We start from the raw sequence: 19602 nt of genomic DNA on the forward strand, positions 1-19602 counted from the left end.
GTGCCGACCACCGCGGGCACCGGCAGCGAGGTCGCGCGCGGCGCGATCCTCATCGTCGACGATGGCCGCAAGCTGGGCTTCCACAACTGGAACCTGATGCCCAAGTCCGCGCTGCTGGATCCGGCGCTGACACTGACGCTGCCGCCTTCCTTGACGGCAGCCACCGGCATGGACGCCATCGCCCATTGCCTTGAGACCTTCATGTCCGGCGCGGTGAACCCTCCCGCCGACGGCATTGCACTGGACGGCCTGGCGCGCGGCTGGGCCCACATCGAACGCGCCACCCGCAACGGCCAGGATCGCGACGCCCGCTGGGCCATGATGAGTGCCAGCATGCAGGGCGCGCTGGCCTTCCAGAAAGGCCTGGGCTGTGTGCATTCGCTCAGCCACAGCCTGGGCGGCAAGAACCCTCGCCTGCACCACGGCACCTTGAACGCGGTCTTCCTGCCGGCCGTGATCCGCTTCAACGCCTCGGCCGACTCGATGCGGCGCGAGAACCGGCTGGCTCGCATGGCGCACGCCATCGGCCTGCCCGGCTGCGACAGCCAGGGCACCGAGCTGGCCGAGGCTGTGCGCGAGCTGAACGCCCGCCTGGGCCTGCCGACGGGGCTGGCGCAGATGGGGGTGTCGCCCGAGATCTTCGAGGCCGTGATCGACGGTGCGATGCTCGACCATTGCCATGCAACGAACCCTAGACTCGCAACCCGCGAAGACTACCTGCAGCTGCTGCACGACTCGATGTGAGGCTGAGGCCAATTGCGGCCGAAACGTTCTGATACAGGTCTGATACTTGCTTGGAAAACAGGTATCACTAAACCTACAGGACGTTGTTGATGCAGTGCGCGGTAACGGGGCGGCGGCTGGGTGCCGCCGGGGTGGGTGTTGCCTGTTGGGCAACAGCAAGTGCATGGGCGCAGGCTGTTTCGGACGCTGCCGCGACGGCGGCTTCCGGTGTGGCATCGGGTGCCGCTTCAGCGCCTGAGGGCGTGGCCGCCGCGTCGGGTGCGGCCGCCAGCGCGGTCGCCACCGGCGTGCCCCTGCTGACGCCGGTCGCCCAGATCAGTGCCGGCGACACCGCCTGGATGATCAGCGCCACCGCGCTGGTGCTGCTGATGACGATCCCCGGGCTGGCGTTGTTCTACGCCGGCATGGTGCGCAAGAAGAACGTGCTGGGCACGATGGCCCAGGTGCTGGCGGTCTGCGCGCTGGTCTCGCTGCTGTGGTTTGGCTGGGGCTACAGCCTGGCCTTCATGCCCGGCTCGCCATGGCTGGGCAGCGGCATCGCGACCTTTCTGTCCACGGTGCAGTTCCACAAGATGGCAGGCCTGGTCACCACTCATCCACTGGCGCCGACCATACCCGAGTCGGTGTACGTGATGTTCCAGCTGAGCTTCGCGATCATCACGCCGGCACTGATCGTCGGAGCATTTGCCGAGCGCATGCGGTTCGCAGCGCTGCTGTGGTTCATGGGCCTGTGGTCCATCCTGGTGTATTCGCCGGTGGCGCACTGGGTCTGGGCGAGTGATGGCTGGCTGGCCCAGCGTGGTGCGCTGGACTTTGCCGGTGGCACGGTGGTGCACATCAATGCCGGCATTGCAGGGCTGGTGGCGGCCTTCATGCTGGGCAAGCGCAAAGGCTACGGTCAAGTGGCGCTGATGCCGTCCAACCTCGCGTACACGGCCATCGGCGCGTCGCTGCTGTGGGTGGGCTGGATGGGCTTCAACGGTGGCTCGGCCGGTGCTGCGGACGGGCGCGCCGGCATGGCGATGCTGGTCACGCAACTGGGCGCCGCAGCGGCAGCGCTGGCCTGGATGCTGGCCGAGTGGATCGTGCGGCGCACGCCCACCTTGCTGGGCCTGTGCAGCGGCGCGGTGGCCGGCCTGGTGGCCATCACGCCGGCTTCCGGCTTTGTCAGCCCGAGCAGCGCAGTGCTGATCGGCGTGGCCGCCGGGGTAGGCTGCTACTGGGGCGCCACCGGCCTGAAGCGCCTGCTGGGGGCGGACGACTCGCTGGACGTGTTTGGTGTGCACGGCGTGGGCGGCATCATCGGTGCGCTGATGACCGGCTGGCTGGCCGACCCGGAAATCGGCGGTGTCGAAGGCAGCGTGCTGACACAAGGTCTGGCGGTGCTGGCCACGCTGGTCTACAGCGGCCTGGCGAGCGCACTGATCCTGAAACTGGTGGACTGGGTGATCGGCCTGCGCATCACCGAGAAGCAGGAATCCGACGGGCTGGACCTGAGCCAGCACGGCGAGCGCGTCGAGTGATCCAGAGGTGGTTCACGAGCGCGCAGCAAGGCAGTTTTCTTCTTTTGACGACAACTTAGCCGGAGGTGTGAAGATGCTGGAGAGCGAAAAGCTGGCCATTGCCGCCCACCTGCATGTGGTGATGCGGCGCAAGATGGGCCGTGTCACCGACGTGGAGTGGCTGGTGCGCAGCCCCGAGTACGCCCGCGAGATCATCCGCGTGGCGCTGGCCGAGGTGGCGCACCCGGAGCTCGTCGAATGGGGCCAGCGCTTCCTGGCCGCCATGTTCCCGCCGCCGGCCGAAGCGAGGCCCCTGCCCGCACGTGCCGTGGCCGAGCGACACACGCCTTCCGGCTTCGGCGAGAGCCGCTTTGGGCGCAGCGCCAGCGCACCCACCGCCCCGAGCGCACCACCGCCGGCACGCTACGTGGGCAGCCTGCGCTAACAGGCCCGCGCTGACGAAAAAGGCCCGGTTGCTGTTTGGCAACCGGGCCTTTTGTTTGGCTTGACGACCTTGACCGTCGTCACCGCAGCGCGGCCGGCGCCGAGCCGCCTCAAGGCAGCCGCGCCAACCCGCCCGGCGGGTGGTTTGCCGTACCCGGCGAACCGGGTGCCCCATTCTTAATGGAACTGCTCTTCTTCCGTGGAGCCGGTCAGTGCCTTGACGCTGGAGCTGCCGCCCTGGATCACGGTGGTCACGTCGTCGAAGTAGCCGGCTCCCACTTCCTGCTGGTGCGAGACGAAGGTGTAGCCTTGTTCGCGGGCCTTGAATTCGGGCTCCTGCACCATGTCGACGTAGTGCTTCATGCCTTCGCCGTTCGCATAGGCGTGGGCGAACTTGAAGGTGTTGAACCAGTTGATGTGAATGCCGGCCAGCGTGATGAACTGGTACTTGTAGCCCAGGGCCGACAGTTCATCCTGGAAGCGTGCGATCGTGCGGTCGTCCAGGTTCTTCTTCCAGTTGAAGGACGGCGAGCAGTTGTAGCTCAGCAGCTTGCCTGGACTCTTGGCATGCACGGCCTGTGCGAACTCACGGGCGAAGCCCAGGTCCGGCGTGCCGGTTTCGCACCACACCAGGTCGGCATAAGGCGCGTAGGCCACGCCGCGGCTGATGGCCTGCTCCAGGCCGTTCTTGACGCGGTAGAAGCCTTCCTGCGTGCGCTCGCCGGTCAGGAAGGGCTTGTCGTTGGCGTCGTGGTCGCTGGTGATCAGGTTGGCGGCTTCGGCGTCGGTGCGGGCCAGCACGATGGTGGGCACGCCCATCACGTCGGCGGCGAAACGCGCGGCCAGCAGCTTCTCAATGGCTTCCTGCGTCGGCACCAGGACCTTGCCGCCCATGTGGCCGCACTTCTTCACGGCCGCCAGCTGGTCTTCGAAGTGCACGCCGGCAGCGCCCGCGGCAATCATGTTCTTCATCAGCTCGAAGGCGTTCAGCACGCCGCCGAAACCGGCTTCCGCGTCGGCCACGATGGGCAGGAAGTAGTCGACGAACTGCTCGTCGCCCGGGTTGATGCCGCGTGACCACTGGATCTCGTCAGCGCGCTTGAAGGTGTTGTTGATGCGGCGGACCATGGTCGGCACCGAGTCGTAGGCGTACAGCGACTGGTCCGGGTACATGGTCTCGGAGGTGTTGCCGTCGGCGGCCACCTGCCAGCCCGACAGGTACACCGCTTCCAGGCCGGCCTTGGCCTGCTGCATCGCCTGGCCGGCGGTGATCGCCCCGAAGGCGTTCACGTAGCCCTTCTTGGCGCCACCGTTGATCTTGTTCCACAGCGTTTCGGCGCCGCGCTGGGCCAGCGTGTACTCGGGCTGCAGGCTGCCGCGCAGGCGCACCACGTCAGCAGCGGAATAGCCACGCTTGACACCCTTCCAGCGAGGGTTTTCGGCCCAGTCTTTTTGCAGGGCGGCAATCTGTTGTTCGCGGGTCAGCTTCGTCATCGGGAGCTCCATCAGGTAGGTCGAATCGGGGTCGATCGGGTGTCAGAAATTGAGGTCAACAAGGTGACAACCTGGAGACAAGTGTGCGCGCCGAACTCGCCGGAGGGAAGACTTATGTCTTATATAAGACTGAAGTTTGTTTTCAATAAAATCAATGACTTAAGTTCAACATATCGCAATGTGAGAGTGCAGATTTCACTATGAAAAATGAAACTCACCTTTGAATTCTCTTGATTCCACATCGTGAAAGAGCCTTTTCGCGATGGGAAATCCCCGGCAGTGGATGCCGATGCAAGCCCCCGATGCGTGCCCCGGGCAACGCGCTGCTCTTTATGATGGCCGCCGTCGACCTGATCGGCAGGGTCGGAACCCCTTCGGCGATCCCCGTTCAGGTTCCTTAGAAAGCGCTGCCCGATGTCCGGCTTCCCGTTCCTGTCCCAGACCACCTTCCTGCAGGTGCCACCGCTCGCCAAAGGCCACACCTTCGGCTTGGCAGGCGTCGCCTGGGATGGCTGTGTGACCAACCGCCCTGGCGCGCGCTTTGGCCCGCGCAACATCCGCCAGGCCAGCCACATGCTGTGCGACGGCACGCACCCGCTGTTCGATGTGGCGCTGGACGGCTGCCTGGGCGACGCCGGCGACCTGCCCCTGCCCAACACCAGCCTGGAAGGCATGCGCGCAGCGATGATGCCGTTGATCCAGCCGCTGATTGCCAGCCACCACATGGCCTGGCTGGGCGGTGATCACTCGATCACGCTGCCACTGCTGCGCGCCTACCGCGCCCAGGTCGGCCAGCCGCTGGCCGTGATCCATTTCGACGCCCACTGCGACACCTGGGAAGACCACTTCGGCGAGCCCAGTGGCCATGGCACCTGGGTCTACGAGGCCATCCAGGAAGGCCTGGTGCTGCCCGAGTGCTTCACGCAACTGGGCATCCGCTCTGCCGGGGTGCGCGAAGCGCGCGAATACGTGCGAGACCAGGGCGGCCAGATCTTCACCGCCCGCGAGCTTCGCGGCCTGGAGAACCCGACGCAGCTGGCGCCGGTGCTCGGCGCCATCCGCGAGCGCCTGGCCGCACACGGGCACCCACCCCTTTACCTCAGCCTGGACATCGACTGCCTGGACCCGGCCTTTGCGCCCGGCACCGGCACGCCCGAGCCGGCCGGCATGACGACCAACCAGGTCTTCAGCATCCTCGAGGAACTGGCCGACCTGCCCTTCATCGGCATGGACTGCGTGGAGGTGTCCCCGCCCTTCGATCAGAGCGAGCTGACCAGCCTGGCCGCCTCGCAAATCGTCTGGACCTACCTCTGCGGCCAGCGCAGGCGCTTGGGCATCTGACTCGGATTGGCAACGTCGTCTGAGCTAACTTTAGCCCCTAGCCAATCGGGGCGGAGGTCAGTGGTAGTCGTCTTCCAGCTGATGCCGGATGGCGAGCACCTGAACCAGACCTGCATCGACGATCTCGAACAGCGCAACATAGCCGGCCGCACCGAATGGAATCAACAACTCGCGCAGGAAAGGGCTCTCGGCGGCCTTGCGGTAGATGAATGGGGTGCGTCGCAAGCTGTCGATCGCGCTCACGATTGCTTCATAGGCGATGTCAGCATGCGTCAGGTCCTCCACCGTCTCGGCCTTGTCGACCAAATGGTCGTAGAGGCGAATGAGGTCGGCGCGGGCCTGGGCCAGGTAGCGGACTGCGAAGCTCAACCGAGGATCCGCTTTCTGGCGGCCTCAAGCCGGCCTTTCAGTTCTGCGTGCACCTCGTCCGCGGAATACGAGACGCCAGTGCGAGCGAAGTCCTGACGCGCGGCCAAGCCGCGGGCAATGAACTCGGCGCGGTTGCGTCGACGGTCGATGGTCTCTCGCACCGACGACTCGATGAAACCTGACAAGGATTCGCCTTCCTGCAGGACACTTTCGGCAGCTTCGCGAAGCTCGGCTTCGACGCGCAGCGAGGGGAACGTTGCGGACTTCATGGGTGGAATGGATTGCGTTGCACTTGCGACGCAGTGAGTGTAGTCCGTTCCAGGCCCAGCGGTCACAACGGCAAGGCGGTGGTCTTCTTGACCGTCCGCAGCACCAGCATGGAGTTCGACCGCTCCACGCCCGGCAGGTGCATCAGCACCTGGGTGTGGAAACGCTCCAGGTCTTCGGCGTCGCGGTAGGCGAAGCGGATCAGGTAGTCGTTCGAGCCGGCCACGTAATAGCAGTCCAGCACCTGCGGCTCGGCCCGCACAGCCTGCTCGAAGGCTTCGAGCAGGCTGTTGCTCATGGTTTCGAGGTTGATGATGGTGAAGCTGGTGCCTGTCTGGCCCACGGCCTTGGGGTTCAGCAGCGCCACGTACTGCGCGATCACGCCTTCATCTTCCAGTTGCTTGACCCGCCGCAGGCAGGCCGAGGGCGACAGATGCACCCGCTGCGCCAGCTCCACGTTGGTGAGTTTGCCGTCGAGCTGCAGCTCCGACAGGATGGCCTTGTCAATCGCGTCCAGATGCATCAGTTGCATACCGGCCTGTGATGAAAATTGCGGCGATTTGGAGATGCTTCGCATATTGTTTCAAGATTCTACTTCTGCTTCGCATGAAATTGCGCCGCGAGGCCTGCTGCCTCACCAACGCGCAAGCACATTGCGCGCCGGCTTGGCTAGACTGCTCCTCGTTGCTGAATGCCACTTGAAGCAGCGCCGAAGCGTGATGTGGATCACGCCGCCGCTGCCAAGTCCTTGAGGAATGACGATGACCGCCGACCTTGACGCCTACTGGATGCCCTACACGGCCAATCGCCAGTTCAAGAAGGCACCGCGCCTGCTGACCAAGGCTTCCGGCATGCATTTCTGGAACGACGAAGGCCGGCAAATCCTCGACGGCGTCGCCGGCCTGTGGTGCGTCAACGCCGGCCACGCCCGGCCGCGCATCGTGCAGGCGATTGCCGAGCAGGCCGCCGAAATGGACTACGCGCCGCCGTTCCAGATGGGCCACCCCAAGGCTTTCGAGCTGGCGCGCCGCGTGGCCGACCTGGCACCCGGCGACATGAACAAGGTCTTCTTCACCAACTCCGGCTCCGAAGCCGTGGAGACGGCGCTGAAGATGGCCCTGGCCTATCACCGCGTGCGCGGCGAAGGCCAGCGCACCCGGCTGATCGGCCGCGAGCGTGGCTACCACGGCGTCAACTTCGGCGGCATGTCGGTCGGCGGCATCGTCGGCAACCGCAAGATGTTCGGCACCATGCTGAGCGGCGTGGACCACATCCGCCACACGCACGACTTAGGCGCCAATGCCTTCAGCGTCGGCCAGCCAGCCCATGGCGCCGAGCTGGCGGACGACCTGGAGCGCCTGTGCGCGCTGCACGACCCGTCGACCATCGCCGCGGTGATCGTCGAGCCCGTCGCCGGCTCCACCGGCGTGCTGATCCCGCCGCAAGGTTACCTGCAGCGCCTGCGCGAGATCTGCGACCGCCACGGCATCCTGCTGATCTTCGACGAGGTCATCACCGGCTTCGGCCGCACCGGCAACCCGTTTGCCGCGCAGACCTTCGGCGTCACGCCAGACCTGATGAGCTGCGCCAAGGGCCTGACCAACGGCGCCGTGCCGATGGGCGCGGTGATTGCCCGCCAACACGTGTACGACGCTTTCATGCAAGGCCCGGAACAAGCGATCGAGTTCGCCCACGGCTACACCTACTCGGCCCACCCGCTGGCCTGCGCCGCCGGCCTGGCCACGCTGGACACCTACGAGGAAGAAGGTCTGCTGACCCGCGCTGGCGAGCTGCAGTCTTACTTCGCCGAGTCGCTGCATTCGCTGAAGGACGCGCCGCACGTGATCGACGTGCGCAACATCGGCCTGGTCGGCGGCATCGAACTCACACCGCGTCCCGGCGCACCGACCGCACGCGCCTTCGACGTGTTCCTGGACTGCTACGCCGCCGGCGTGATGGTGCGCACCACGGGCGACACGGTCGCGCTGTCGCCGCCGCTGATCATCAGCCGAGAGCAGATCGACCAGATCGTCAGCACACTGCGCAACGCGATCAGTCGCGTGGCCTGAGCACTTCCGCTCCCATTCTTCCAACCCTGCGGTAACTGACTTTCAGAGGGCTTTGCCTAGCGCCTACCTTATGACCTTCCTCAGCGTCGACCGCGATCTCGCCCGCCATTCGTATTACGCCGCCACCGCCCCGCGCACGCAGGGTTTTGCTGCGCTTTCCGGCGACCTCGAAGCCGACGTGGCCACCGTCGGCGGCGGCCTGGCCGGGTTGACCGCCGCGCTGGACCTGGCCAAGCTGGGCCGCAAGGTCGTGTTGCTGGAGGCCAGGCAGGTCAGCTGGGGCGCCAGTGGGCGCAACGGCGGCCAGGCCATCCACGGTCTGGCTTGCGACCACACCGAGATCGAAGCCCAGCTGGGCCTGGAGGACGCCCGCAAAGTCTGGGGCATGACGCTGGAAGCGCTGGACCTGCTGCGCCAGCGCATGCGCCATCACCAGATTGATTGCGACTGGCGCGACGGTTACCTGGGTGTGGCCACCAGTGCACGCAAAGGCGCGGCGCTGGCCGAATGGGCCGAGCGCATGGCGCGGGTCTACAACGCCAGGTTCACACCGGTGCCGCACGAGCGCATTGGCGACTGGATCGCCAGCCCGCGCTACCACTCCGGCCTGCACGACCCGCACTCCGGCCACCTGCATCCGCTCAAGTACGCGCTGGGCATTGCCCGCGCTGCAGCCGAAGCCGGTGTGCAGATCTTCGAGAACTCACCCGTCACGGCGATGACGCCCGGCGCCACGGTCACGCTGCACACCGCAGGCGGCCAGGTGCGCGCGCCGCAGGTGCTGCTGGCTGGCAATGTCTACCTGCAGGGCGTGGCCCAGGCGCTGGAGCAGCGCATCATGCCGGTCGGCACCTACATCGTCTGCTCAGAGGCGCTGGAACCTGGACTGGCCGCGTCGCTGGTGCCTTCGGGCTCGGCAGTCTGTGACACCAACTTCGTGCTGGACTACTTCCGCCCGACGGCCGACCACCGCATGCTTTACGGCGGCCGCGTCAGCTACAGCACCGTGACGCCGCCCAACCTGGCCGAGACGATGAGGAAGCGCATGGTCGGCACCTTCCCGCAGCTGAAAGACGCCAAGGCCGAGTTCGCCTGGGGCGGCTTCGTGGACATCACGATGAACCGCGCGCCCGACTTCGGCCGCCTGCCGGACGGGCACCAGAACGTGTACTACCTGCAAGGCTTCTCCGGCCACGGCCTGGCGCTGACTGGCCTGGCTGGCCGGCTGGTGGCCGAAGCCATGACCGGCGACGCCAGCCGCTTTGACGTCTTCGCACGCATCAAGCACCATGCCTTCCCGGGCGGGCGCTTGTTGCGCACTCCGGCGCTGGTGCTGGGCATGGCCTGGTACCAGCTGCGGGACTTGCTGGGTTGAACCCCACTCATTCAGGAACATCGGCATGAACGACATGACCTTGCCCTCCTCGATCACCGCCGCCCACGACGCCGCGGCCGCACCGGCACGCAAGCCCGTGGTGCTGGTGCCCGCGTGCAACCGCATGCTGGGCGAGCACCCTTTCCACATCGCCGGCAAGAAGTACCTGGATGCCGTGCGCCTGGCCGGCGGCCAGCCCTTGATCGTGCCGTCTGCCGAGGCCGATGAGATCGACGCGCTGCTGGATCTGGCCGACGGCGTGTTCCTGACCGGCTCGCCATCCAACGTGCACCCCAGCCACTTCGGCGAAGAAGTGCTGAACCCGGCCCTGCCGCTGGACCCGCTGCGCGACAGCTGGACGCTGCCCTTGATCCGCCGCACGCTTGCGCGCGGCATCCCGCTGTTCGCAATCTGCCGCGGTGCGCAGGAGACCAATGTGGCGCTGGGCGGCTCGCTGCACCAGGCCGTGCACGACGTGGCCGGCCACCATGACCACCGCGCGCCCGATGGCGAACCGGCTGCCGTGCAGTACGGCCCGGCGCATGCGGTGCAGGTGCAGGCCGGCGGCGTGCTGGCCAGCCTGTTCGGCAGCGGCGACTTCCCGGTCAACTCGGTGCATGGTCAGGCGGTGAACCGGCTGGCGGACGGCCTGCGGGTCGAAGCCCGCGCGCCGGACGGGCTGGTTGAAGCGTTTTCAGTCGAAGGCGGCGCTGGCTTCAGCCTGTGCGTGCAATGGCACCCGGAGTGGCAGGCTGCGCAAAACCCGCAATCGGTCGTGATGCTGAACGCCTTTGGCGATGCTTGCCGCCAGCATCAGGCTGCACACCATCCGGCCGCCATTCAACCGGGCGCAAACAAGGCCTGACCCAACAGAACCCCGGGGCCCGCGCGGCCCGGCGCCGGGCGCAGCAGTCTGCCAGGCGACATTCCGCGCGCAATGCAAAAGTCAAAGCAGGTGCCACCATGGCCAGCAGAGAACAATTCAATTTCAGCGAGCTGGAGAACTGGCTCAACCAACACCGTGTCACCGAGATCGAGTGCCTCGTGCCCGACCTCACCGGTGTGGCGCGCGGCAAGATCCTGCCACGCCAGAAGTTCACCGAGGACCGCGGCATGCGGCTGCCCGAAGCCATTGTGGCGATGGGCGTGACCGGGGAATTCCCGGAAGAAGGCCCGTACTACGACGTGATCCACCCGACGGACCGCGACATGCACCTGCGGCCTGACCCGGCCACCGTGCGCATCGTGCCCTGGGCCACCGACCCGACCGCGCAAGTCATCCACGACTGCTACGACCGCGACGGCAACCTGGTGCCGTTTGCGCCGCGCTCGGTGCTGCGCCGCGTCTGCGACCTGTTCGCCGCCGAGGGCTGGGAACCCGTCGTGGCGCCGGAGCTGGAGTTCTACCTGGTCGCCCGCAACACCGACCCCGACATGCCGCTGAAGCCGCCGGTCGGCCGCAGCGGTCGCAGCGAAACCTCGCGCCAGGCCTATTCGATCGACGCGGTCAACGAGTTCGACCCGCTGTTCGAAGACGTCTACGACTACTGCGAGAAGATGGAGTTGAACGTGGACACGCTGATCCACGAGGTCGGTGCCGGCCAGATGGAGATCAACTTCTTCCACGCCCACCCGCTGGGCCTGGCCGACGAAGTCTTCTTCTTCAAGCGCACGGTGCGCGAGGCCGCACTGCGGCACGACATGTTCGCCACCTTCATGGCCAAGCCGATTGCCGGTGAGCCCGGCAGCGCAATGCACGTGCACCAAAGCCTGGTCAGCAAAATGACCGGCAAGAACATCTTCAGCAATGAAGACGGAACTGCCAGCGACGAGTTCTATTGGTACATCGGCGGCCTGCAGAAGTACATCCCGGCGGCGATGGCGCTGTTCGCACCGTACGTCAACAGCTACCGCCGCTTGTCGCGCAACACCGCCGCGCCGATCAACATCCAGTGGGGCTCCGACAACCGCACCGTCGGCATCCGCTCACCGGTGGCTTCGCCTTCGGCACGCCGGATCGAGAACCGCGTGATCGGTGCCGATGCCAACCCCTACGTGGCACTGGCCGCCACGCTGGCCTGCGGCTACCTGGGCATCAAGAACAAGATCGCACCGGCCGCGGAATGCAAGGGCGACGCCTATCTGGGCGAATACCAGCTGCCACGCAGCCTGGGCGAAGCGCTGGAGCTGCTGCGCCAAGACACGGACCTGGCCGAAGTGCTGGGCAAGGACTTCATCACCGTCTACACCGAGGTGAAAGAGATCGAGCACGCCGAGTTCATGAAGGTGATCTCGCCGTGGGAACGCGAGCACCTGCTGCTGCACGTCTAAGAAGCTGCAGACGAACCGAACGGGCCCGCTCATGCCGCCAAAACAGACTCACTCGTCGTTGCAAATGCTCGCTGTAGCCCGAGCTACAGCTGCGCTTTGCGCCTAGATTGAGCCCGTTTTGACGACCCGCTCGAACCCGCCCGGTCCGCCCGCAGCTTCTGCCCAAAAACACTGCACGGTCGCCTCACGAGGGCGGCCGTTTTTCAAGGAGCCTCCCATGCAAAACAACATCGTCATCCAGGCGCCCGCCGTGGCGCAAAAGCGCACGACGCGCGAATGGCAGCAAGCCGATTCGGCGCACTTCCTGCACCCGTTCACAGACCACCACGGCCTGAGCAGCAAGGGCTCGCGCATCATCACTAAGGCAGAGAACATCTACCTCTGGGACAGCGAAGGCCACAAGCTGCTGGACGCCATGAGCGGGCTGTGGTGCGTCAACGTCGGCTACGGCCAGCAGGCGCTGATCGACGCGGCCACGCGGCAGCTGAAAGAGCTGCCGTTCTACAACGCGTTTTTCCAGACCGCCACGCCGCCTTCGATCGAAGCGGCCGAGCTGATCTCTTCGGTCACGCCGCCCGGTTTCGAGCATGTGTTCTTCACCGGCTCGGGCTCCGAAGGCAACGACACCGTGGTGCGCATGGTGCGCCGCTACTGGGACATCCTGGGCCAGCCGGAACGCCAGGTGATCATCGGCCGCGTCAACGGCTACCACGGCTCGACGATGGCCGGCGCCTCATTGGGGGGCATGAGCGGCATGCATGCACAAGGTGGGTTGCCGATCCCCAATATCGTGCACATCGACCAGCCCTACCAGTTTGAACACGGCCGTGGCATGGACCGTGACGCCTTCGGCCTGAAGGCCGCAAGCTGGCTGGAAGACAAGATCCTCGCCGTCGGCCCTGAGAAGGTTGCGGCCTTCATTGGCGAGCCGGTGCAAGGCGCTGGCGGCGTGATCATCCCGCCGAAGAGCTACTGGCCCGAGATCCAGCGCATCTGCGACAAGTACGGCATCCTGCTGGTGTCCGACGAAGTCATCTGCGGCTTCGGCCGCACCGGCAACTGGTTTGGCTGCGAAACCATGGGCAGCAAGCCCGACCTGATGACCTTCGCCAAGGGCGTGACCTCGGGTTACATCCCGCTGGGTGGCGTGGCCGTCGGCGGGCGTGTTGCCAAGGCGCTGATCGAGCAAGGCGGCGAGTTCCAGCACGGCTTCACCTACTCGGGCCATCCGGTGGCATGCGCAGTGGCCGTGGCCAACATCAAGCTGATCCAGCAACTCAAGCTGGTCGAGCATGTTCGCGACGACGTCGGCCCGTATCTTGCACAGCAGTTTGCAAGCTTGCGCGACCATCCATTGGTCGGCGAAACGGAGACATGCGGACTGATGGGTGCGATGCTGCTGGTGAAGGACAAATCCACCGGCACGACCTTCCCAGGCGAGGTGGACATTGGCATGGTGTGCCGTGGCCATTGCTTCGCCAACGGCCTGATCATGCGTGCGGTGGGCGACCGCATGATCATCGCGCCACCGCTGGTGATGACCCGCGCTCAGATCGACGAAATGATGGCGCTGATCCGCCGCTGCCTCGACCTGACGCTGGCCGATGCCACGAAGAACGGTTGGATCTAAGGGTGCCCCCAAGCCTGTCGCTTCGCGTCAGGCCCCCCTGCCCCGGGCGTTACCGCGCCCACGTGCTGCGCCAGCTTTTTTCGTGTTCGCCCGGGGCGTCACTGCCCTGTTCGTCTCCTAGACTGCAAGCTGAAGCTTGTGCACCGCTGCCCCACCGGCGTGTGCCCTGAGTTTGACAACCCGCATCTGTGACCCCCGGAGGAATATCTTCATGAAGTTCAAGTCTGTGCGTTCGGTTCTGTCGCTGGCCATGGCCGCGCTCTCGCTCTCATTGGTCGGCGGCGCCGCCATGGCCCAGGAAGAGGAAAAGGTCCTCAACATCTACAACTGGTCCGACTACATCGCCGAAGACACGATTGCGAACTTCGAGAAGGAAACCGGCATCAAGGTTCGCTACGACAATTTCGACAACAACGAAATCGTCCATGCCAAGCTGGTTGCCGGCAAGACGGGTTACGACGTGGTCGTGCCTTCGTCGAACTGGGCCAAGCTGCAGGCCGAAGGCGGCCTGCTGCGCAAGCTCGACAAATCGCTGCTGCCCAACCTGAAGAACCTGGACCCGGCAATCCAGGCCCAGCTGGCCAACATGGACCCGGGCAACCAGTACATGGTCGACTGGCTCTGGGGCTACACCACCGTGGGCATCAACGTCGACAAGGTCAAGGCCGCGCTGGGCAGCACGCCGATGCCGGACAACGTCTGGGACCTGGTCTTCAAGCCCGAGTACATCTCGAAGATGAAGTCCTGCGGCGTGTCCTTCCTGGACTCGGCCACCGAAATCGTGCCGGCCGCGCTGCACTACCTGGGCAAGCCCTCGTTCAGCAAGAACCCTTCGGACTACGCCGCTGCCACCACGCTGCTGAAGTCCGTGCGCCCCTACGTCACGCTGTTCAGCTCCTCGGGCTACATCAATGACATGGCCAACGGCTCGGTCTGCCTGGCGCTGGGCTGGTCGGGTGACATCAACATCGCGCGCCAGCGCGCCATCGAAGGCAAGACCGGCCAGAAGCTCGAGGCCCTGATTCCGAAGACCGGCGGCCTGCTGTTCTTCGACGTGATGGTGATCCCGGCCGACGCAGCCCACCCTGGCAACGCGCACAAGTGGATCAACTACATCATGCGCCCCGAGGTCGACGCCGGCCTGACCAACAAGGTCTTCTACGCCAACCCGAACAAGGAGTCGCTGAAGTTCGTCAAGCCCGAGGTCGCGAACAACCCGACCGTGTTCCTGTCACCTGCCGACCTGCAGAAGATGGCCGCACCGGACTCGTTGAACAACGACCTGCGCCGCCTGATGACGCGCACCTACACCTCGTTCAAGACTGGTCTGTAAGGCGTCCGCCCGCATCATGACGAACTCCCCCGCCAGCGTCTCTCGCCCGACCAGCACCGTCAGCACTTCCGCTGCCGACAGTACCTACCTCCAGATCCAGAATGTGGTGAAGGACTTCGGTGGCTACAAGGCCGTCAACAACGTCAGCCTGGACATTGCCAAGGGCGAGATCTTCGCGCTGCTCGGCTCGTCGGGCTGCGGCAAGACGACCTTGCTGCGCATGCTGGCGGGCTTCGAGACGCCCACGTCCGGCCGCATCATCCTGAACGGCCAGGACCTGGCGGGGCTGCCGCCTTACGAGCGGCCACTGAACATGATGTTCCAGTCCTACGCGCTGTTTCCGCACCTCACGGTGTGGGACAACATTGCCTTCGGGCTGCGGCGCGACGGTCTGCCCAAGGAGCAGGTCGCCGAGCGCGTGGAAGCCATGCTGAAGCTGGTGCAACTGGGCAAGTTCGCCAAGCGCAAGCCGCACCAGCTCTCCGGCGGCCAGCAGCAGCGGGTGGCGCTGGCTCGCAGCCTGGCCAAGCAGCCGCAGATGCTGCTGCTGGACGAGCCGCTGGGCGCACTCGACAAGAAGCTGCGCGAGGAAACGCAGATCGAGCTGGTCAACATCATCGAGCAGGTCGGCGTGACCTGCGTGATGGTGACGCACGACCAGGAAGAAGCCATGACCATGGCCTCGCGCATCGCGGTGATGAGCGAAGGCCGGTTCCTGCAGGTCGGCACGCCGGGCGAAGTCTATGAAACCCCGCAGACCCGCTTCGTCGCCGACTTCATCGGCAACGTGAACCTGATGGACGGCACGGTCGAGGTCGACGAGGCGGACCACGTGATCATCGCCAGCCCCGACTGCAAACACTACGTCGGCCACGGCATCACCGGTACGCTGGGCATGCCGGTCACGGTGGCGCTGCGGCCGGAGAAGATCGTCATCGACCGCAACCCGCCGCCCGATGAGTTCAACCGCGTGCAGGGCACCATCGAGGAAATGTCCTACTTCGGCAGCTTCACTGTCTACCGGCTCAAGCTGGCCAGCGGCGAGATGCTCAAGGTGAGCATGGCCAATACCGTGCGGCAGCGCGAAGACGCGCTGACCTGGGGCGACAGCGTCTGGGCGCACTGGTCGCGTTCGTCCCACGTGGTGCTGACCCAGTGAGCGCCGCCGTGTCGACCCCTGCCGCCGCCCCAACCGCGCCTGCCCGCAAACGGCCCAAGTGGCTAACCGGCCGCTTCGGCGTCATTGCCCTGCCCTACGGCTGGCTGCTGGTCTTTTTCCTGCTGCCCTTCCTGATCCTGGTCAACTTCAGCGTGTCCGAAATGGGCGCGGTGGTGGCCAAGGACCTGGTCAGCTACAAGGACGGCCTGCTGACGCTGACGCTGAAATTCGGCAACTACGTCTTCATCACCGAAGACGAGCTGTACTGGATGACCTACGTCGCCAGCCTGAAGTACGCGGCCATCACCGCCGTGCTGTGCCTGCTGATCGGCTACCCGTTCGCCTACTTCATGGCCCGCGCCAAGAGCACGCTGCAGCCCACGCTGCTGATGCTGGTGATGCTGCCGTTCTGGACCTCGTTCCTGCTGCGCGTCTACGCCTGGAAAGGCCTGCTGAGCGAACACGGCTGGGTCTCGGACTTCCTCATCGGCACCGGGCTCGATCAGGTGCTGGCCTGGGCCCACCTGATCCCCGCGCCGGGCAAGCTGATGAACACGCCGTTCTCGCTGGTGCTGGGCATGGTCTACACCTACGTGCCCTTCATGATCCTGCCGCTGTACTCCAACCTCTCGAAGATGGACGTGCGGCTGCTGGAAGCAGCGGCCGACCTGGGTGCCACCGCCTGGGTCGCGTTCTGGAAGATCACGGTGCCGCTGTCCAAGGCCGGCATCATCGCCGGCACGATGCTGGTGTTCATCCCCTGCGTCGGCGAGTTCGTCATTCCCGAACTGCTGGGCGGCCCCGAGACGCTGATGATCGGCCGCGTGGTGTGGGACGAGTTCTTCTCGAACAACGACTGGCCCATGGCCTCCAGCGTGGCCGTGGTGATGATCCTCTTGATCATCGTGCCGCTGGCCTTCTTCAGCAAATACCAGGCAGAAGCCCAGGAGGCCCGCTGATGCTGCGCACCTCTCCTGCTTTCAACCGCGGCTTCGGCCGCGCCTGGCTGGTCCTCGGCTACGCCTTCCTGTACCTGCCCATCCTGGCGCTGGTGCTGTTCTCGTTCAACGACTCGCCGGTGGCCAACGTCTGGCGCGGCTTCACGCTGAAGTGGTACAGCGCGCTGGCCCGCGACGGCGAGATGCTCAGCGGCCTGTGGCTGTCGGCCAAGATCGCGTTTTTCACCGCCTGCGGCTCGGTCATCCTGGGTACCTTCGCGGCCTTCGCGCTGGTCAAGTACAAGCGCTTCTTCGGCCGCACGCTGTTCTCCGGCATGGTCAACGCGCCACTGGTGATGCCCGAGGTCGTGGTCGGCCTGTCGCTGCTGCTGATGCTGGTTTCGGTGCAGCGCATCACCGGCTTTCCCGAGCGCGGCGCCAGCACCATCTGGCTGGGCCATTTGCTGCTGGGCATGGCCTACGCCACGGTGGTGGTGCAGGCCCGGTTGCAGGAGCTGAACCCCTCGCTGGAAGAGGCTGCGATGGACCTGGGCGCCCGCCCGCGCCAGGTGTTCTTCCTGGTCACGCTGCCGATGATCTCGCAGGCGCTGATGTCGGCCTGGCTGCTGACCTTCACGCTGTCGCTGGACGACGTGGTGCTGTCGGCCTTCCTGTCCGGCCCCGGCTCCACCACCATGCCGCTGGTGATCTTCTCGCGTGCCCGGCTGGGGCTGAACCCCAGCGTCAATGCGGTGGCCACCTTGATCGTGCTGGTGGTCTCCATCGGCGTGATCGCGGCCAGCTACCTGATCGCCCGAGGCGAGCGCCGCCGCCAGCAGGAGATGGCCGCCGCGGCGCGCAACTGAACCTTTGCTTTTTTCGCCGGTTGGCCGCTGCCTGAGGAGGCATGCCAGCGCGGCCCGGATCGGTCCCACCCGGACCTGCAGCTCACGTCGAAAACCCAGATAGAAGGAATCCACGATGAACGTTCTCCGCCCCTCCCTGCTGGTGCTCGCACTGGCCGCTGCCTTCCCGGCAATGGCGCAGTCCAACGAGGAACTGCTGAAGGAACTGCAAGCCCTGAAGGCCCGCATCGGCCAGCTGGAAGCCAAGCTGGGCGCCACGCCGGCGCCGGCTGCGCCTGCCACGCAGCCGCAATGGGGCATGACGCCCGAGCAGGCGGCCGAGTTCAACCGCATTGCCGCCAAGACTGAAGCCATCCAGGACAACCTGCAGGACAAAGGCTTCATGGGCCTGAAGATCTCCGGCTACATCGAGCCCACCTACGTCTGGAATCAGCGCCAGAACCGGGCAGGCTTCCAGTTCCTGAACCAGCAGTCCGACGGCTACGCCTACGACACCTCGTACTTCGGCGCCGCCTCCATCGACTTCCTGAAGGAAACCGACAGCGGCACCATCTGGCACCTGACGCTGGCCCCGAACCGCGGCGTGGGCGCGGCCATCGACGGCGCCAGCATCGTGCAGGAAGCCAGCGTCTCGGTCGCGCTGACCGACCAAAACACCCGCTTCATCGCTGGCCAGATCCCAGACTGGTCCGGCTACGAGTACCAGCAGCCCACGCTGAACCCGCTGACCAGCCACAACCTGCTGTATGACTTCACGCTGCCTGTCGGCTACACCGGTGCCGGCCTGGACTTGAAGGACGGCAAGTGGTGGGTGCGCACCGCCATCGCCAACCTGAACGCGCCTGTCCACCAGGCGGGCGACAAGTCCGCCGTGTGGGCGCTGCGGCTGGACTACGCCAAGGGCGAGTACGACGGTTGGGGCTTTGCCAGCGTGGTCGGCAAGACCCCGAACTTCAACACCGGCACCAACACGATGTCCTTCATCGCCGAGGCGGATGGCTACTTCACCCGCGGCGACCTGACGCTGCAGGGCCAGCTCGCCTATGGCCAGCAGAAGGAAGGCGCCATCACGCCGGCGGCCGATGGCAGCTGGCGCGACTCGCGCTGGTTTGGCGCTTCCGGCCTGGTCGGCTTCATGTTCACGCCGCGCCTGCAGGGCCTGGTGCGCGCCGACTACATCTACAACCGCAAGAACGGCGGCGGCCTGTTCGGCTACAACGGCTACTCCGGTGCCGACGAAAACGGCGACCTGGCCTATGGCAACGACGGCCGCAACGGCCTGGGCCCGGACCTGAGCGGCGACCTGGACAAGGGTGCCAACCGCTACGCTGTGACCATCGGCGGCAAGTACGCGGTCGACACGGCCACCACCGTGAAGCTGGAATACCGCCTGGACGGCGCCGACCGCCCGGTCTTCGAAGACGTGCGCAACGGCACGTTCAAGAAGACCAACAACATGATCGCCACCTCGGTCGTCGTCGCGTTCTAAGCTGCACAGAGCGCAGGGCGAACACACCGCCTCGCGCCTGCAAGCCATACAAAGGCGGACCACCGCCTTGCCTGCAGGGCCGCTGACTTGGCAGAAAGCCGACGGCGGCCCTTTCTTTCTCGACACTCCGGAGACTTCAGATGAGCACCCCCATCAACTGGACCGAACGCGCCACCTCGCTGCAGTTCGACGGCCGCGCCGTGATCAACGGCCAACGGGTCGCCGCTTTGGATGGCCAGACCTTCGCTAAG

General features: G+C 65.6%; 18 protein-coding genes. 14 read left to right on the forward strand and 4 right to left on the reverse strand.

Features of this window, described 5'->3' with window-relative positions:
- The 3 genes from FKP22_RS04190 to FKP22_RS04200 all read left to right on the forward strand — a co-directional run.
- The coding region (locus FKP22_RS04190) for an iron-containing alcohol dehydrogenase (protein ID WP_141285482.1) at window positions 1-744 on the forward strand (744 nt) is incomplete at its 5' end.
- Window positions 745-833: 89 nt separating this feature from the next.
- Window positions 834-2267, forward strand: coding sequence for an ammonium transporter (locus FKP22_RS04195; RefSeq protein WP_141285484.1), 1434 nt, complete (start codon window positions 834-836; stop codon window positions 2265-2267).
- A 73-nt stretch (window positions 2268-2340) separates the two neighbouring features.
- On the forward strand, window positions 2341-2691 hold the full coding sequence (locus FKP22_RS04200) for a hypothetical protein (RefSeq protein ID WP_211361299.1): 351 nt from the start codon (window positions 2341-2343) through the stop codon (window positions 2689-2691).
- A gap of 176 nt (window positions 2692-2867) precedes the next feature.
- Here FKP22_RS04200 and aceA read toward each other — a convergent pair whose 3' ends face one another.
- Window positions 2868-4184, reverse strand: a complete 1317-nt coding sequence (gene aceA, locus FKP22_RS04205) for an isocitrate lyase (RefSeq protein ID WP_141285486.1) — start codon at window positions 4182-4184, stop codon at window positions 2868-2870.
- Window positions 4185-4598: 414 nt separating this feature from the next.
- Here aceA and speB point away from each other — a divergent pair, with 414 nt between their 5' ends.
- Window positions 4599-5525: an agmatinase gene (speB, locus tag FKP22_RS04210; protein WP_141285488.1), complete on the forward strand. Its 927-nt coding sequence runs from the start codon at window positions 4599-4601 to the stop codon at window positions 5523-5525.
- Window positions 5526-5582: 57 nt separating this feature from the next.
- On the opposite strand, the gene FKP22_RS04215 is transcribed toward speB, so the two are convergent.
- The 3 genes from FKP22_RS04215 to FKP22_RS04225 form a co-directional block, all read right to left on the reverse strand.
- Window positions 5583-5894, reverse strand: a complete 312-nt coding sequence (locus tag FKP22_RS04215; protein ID WP_141285490.1) for a type II toxin-antitoxin system RelE/ParE family toxin — start codon at window positions 5892-5894, stop codon at window positions 5583-5585.
- Window positions 5891-6163, reverse strand: a complete 273-nt coding sequence (locus FKP22_RS04220; RefSeq protein ID WP_141285492.1) for a YlcI/YnfO family protein — start codon at window positions 6161-6163, stop codon at window positions 5891-5893. The genes FKP22_RS04215 and FKP22_RS04220 overlap by 4 nt, the downstream gene beginning before the upstream one ends.
- Window positions 6164-6225: 62 nt before the next feature.
- Window positions 6226-6684, reverse strand: coding sequence for an Lrp/AsnC family transcriptional regulator (locus FKP22_RS04225; RefSeq protein ID WP_211361301.1), 459 nt, complete (start codon window positions 6682-6684; stop codon window positions 6226-6228).
- Window positions 6685-6922: 238 nt separating this feature from the next.
- Between FKP22_RS04225 and aptA the strand changes: the two genes are divergently transcribed.
- The 10 genes from aptA (at window position 6923) to FKP22_RS04275 (ending at window position 19351) form a co-directional block, all read left to right on the forward strand.
- A complete protein-coding gene (aptA, locus tag FKP22_RS04230; RefSeq protein WP_141285496.1) occupies window positions 6923-8230 on the forward strand; it encodes an omega-aminotransferase AptA in 1308 nt (435 codons plus the stop codon).
- A gap of 70 nt (window positions 8231-8300) precedes the next feature.
- Complete coding sequence (locus tag FKP22_RS04235) at window positions 8301-9605, forward strand: NAD(P)/FAD-dependent oxidoreductase (RefSeq protein ID WP_141285498.1); 1305 nt, start codon at window positions 8301-8303, stop codon at window positions 9603-9605.
- A gap of 34 nt (window positions 9606-9639) precedes the next feature.
- Window positions 9640-10470 (forward strand): gamma-glutamyl-gamma-aminobutyrate hydrolase family protein, encoded by an 831-nt coding sequence (locus tag FKP22_RS04240; protein WP_141285512.1) that lies wholly within the window; start codon window positions 9640-9642, stop codon window positions 10468-10470.
- A 98-nt stretch (window positions 10471-10568) separates the two neighbouring features.
- The gene (locus FKP22_RS04245; protein ID WP_141285500.1) at window positions 10569-11936 is read left to right on the forward strand and encodes a glutamine synthetase family protein; all 1368 of its coding nucleotides are present in this window, start codon (window positions 10569-10571) and stop codon (window positions 11934-11936) included.
- Window positions 11937-12153: 217 nt separating this feature from the next.
- The gene (locus FKP22_RS04250; protein WP_211361300.1) at window positions 12154-13566 is read left to right on the forward strand and encodes an aspartate aminotransferase family protein; all 1413 of its coding nucleotides are present in this window, start codon (window positions 12154-12156) and stop codon (window positions 13564-13566) included.
- A 250-nt stretch (window positions 13567-13816) separates the two neighbouring features.
- On the forward strand, window positions 13817-14899 hold the full coding sequence (locus FKP22_RS04255; RefSeq protein WP_231012204.1) for a polyamine ABC transporter substrate-binding protein: 1083 nt from the start codon (window positions 13817-13819) through the stop codon (window positions 14897-14899).
- 16 nt (window positions 14900-14915) lie between these two features.
- Complete coding sequence (locus FKP22_RS04260) at window positions 14916-16058, forward strand: ABC transporter ATP-binding protein (RefSeq protein WP_141285504.1); 1143 nt, start codon at window positions 14916-14918, stop codon at window positions 16056-16058.
- An 8-nt stretch (window positions 16059-16066) separates the two neighbouring features.
- A complete protein-coding gene (locus FKP22_RS04265; protein ID WP_141285506.1) occupies window positions 16067-17017 on the forward strand; it encodes an ABC transporter permease in 951 nt (316 codons plus the stop codon).
- Complete coding sequence (locus tag FKP22_RS04270; protein WP_141285508.1) at window positions 17017-17862, forward strand: ABC transporter permease; 846 nt, start codon at window positions 17017-17019, stop codon at window positions 17860-17862. Before FKP22_RS04265 ends, FKP22_RS04270 begins: the two co-directional genes overlap by 1 nt.
- Window positions 17863-17977: 115 nt before the next feature.
- On the forward strand, window positions 17978-19351 hold the full coding sequence (locus FKP22_RS04275; protein ID WP_141285510.1) for a DUF3138 family protein: 1374 nt from the start codon (window positions 17978-17980) through the stop codon (window positions 19349-19351).
- Window positions 19352-19602: the final 251 nt, after the last annotated feature.

This window comes from Ideonella azotifigens, from assembly GCF_006519715.1.
Taxonomy (GTDB): Bacteria; Pseudomonadota; Gammaproteobacteria; order Burkholderiales; family Burkholderiaceae_C; genus Ideonella; species Ideonella azotifigens.

What these genes read in the sequence shown, in the direction of transcription:
- FKP22_RS04195 (WP_141285484.1), top strand. Translation starts at nt 834, where the DNA reads ATGCAGTGCGCGGTAACGGGGCGGCGGCTGGGTGCCGCCGGGGTGGGT.
- FKP22_RS04200 (WP_211361299.1), top strand. Translation starts at nt 2,341, where the DNA reads ATGCTGGAGAGCGAAAAGCTGGCCATTGCCGCCCACCTGCATGTGGTG.
- aceA (WP_141285486.1), bottom strand. Translation starts at nt 4,184, where the DNA reads ATGACGAAGCTGACCCGCGAACAACAGATTGCCGCCCTGCAAAAAGAC.
- speB (WP_141285488.1), top strand. Translation starts at nt 4,599, where the DNA reads ATGTCCGGCTTCCCGTTCCTGTCCCAGACCACCTTCCTGCAGGTGCCA.
- FKP22_RS04220 (WP_141285492.1), bottom strand. Translation starts at nt 6,163, where the DNA reads ATGAAGTCCGCAACGTTCCCCTCGCTGCGCGTCGAAGCCGAGCTTCGC.
- FKP22_RS04225 (WP_211361301.1), bottom strand. Translation starts at nt 6,684, where the DNA reads ATGCATCTGGACGCGATTGACAAGGCCATCCTGTCGGAGCTGCAGCTC.
- aptA (WP_141285496.1), top strand. Translation starts at nt 6,923, where the DNA reads ATGACCGCCGACCTTGACGCCTACTGGATGCCCTACACGGCCAATCGC.
- FKP22_RS04235 (WP_141285498.1), top strand. Translation starts at nt 8,301, where the DNA reads ATGACCTTCCTCAGCGTCGACCGCGATCTCGCCCGCCATTCGTATTAC.
- FKP22_RS04240 (WP_141285512.1), top strand. Translation starts at nt 9,640, where the DNA reads ATGACCTTGCCCTCCTCGATCACCGCCGCCCACGACGCCGCGGCCGCA.
- FKP22_RS04245 (WP_141285500.1), top strand. Translation starts at nt 10,569, where the DNA reads ATGGCCAGCAGAGAACAATTCAATTTCAGCGAGCTGGAGAACTGGCTC.
- FKP22_RS04250 (WP_211361300.1), top strand. Translation starts at nt 12,154, where the DNA reads ATGCAAAACAACATCGTCATCCAGGCGCCCGCCGTGGCGCAAAAGCGC.
- FKP22_RS04255 (WP_231012204.1), top strand. Translation starts at nt 13,817, where the DNA reads ATGGCCGCGCTCTCGCTCTCATTGGTCGGCGGCGCCGCCATGGCCCAG.
- FKP22_RS04260 (WP_141285504.1), top strand. Translation starts at nt 14,916, where the DNA reads ATGACGAACTCCCCCGCCAGCGTCTCTCGCCCGACCAGCACCGTCAGC.
- FKP22_RS04270 (WP_141285508.1), top strand. Translation starts at nt 17,017, where the DNA reads ATGCTGCGCACCTCTCCTGCTTTCAACCGCGGCTTCGGCCGCGCCTGG.
- FKP22_RS04275 (WP_141285510.1), top strand. Translation starts at nt 17,978, where the DNA reads ATGAACGTTCTCCGCCCCTCCCTGCTGGTGCTCGCACTGGCCGCTGCC.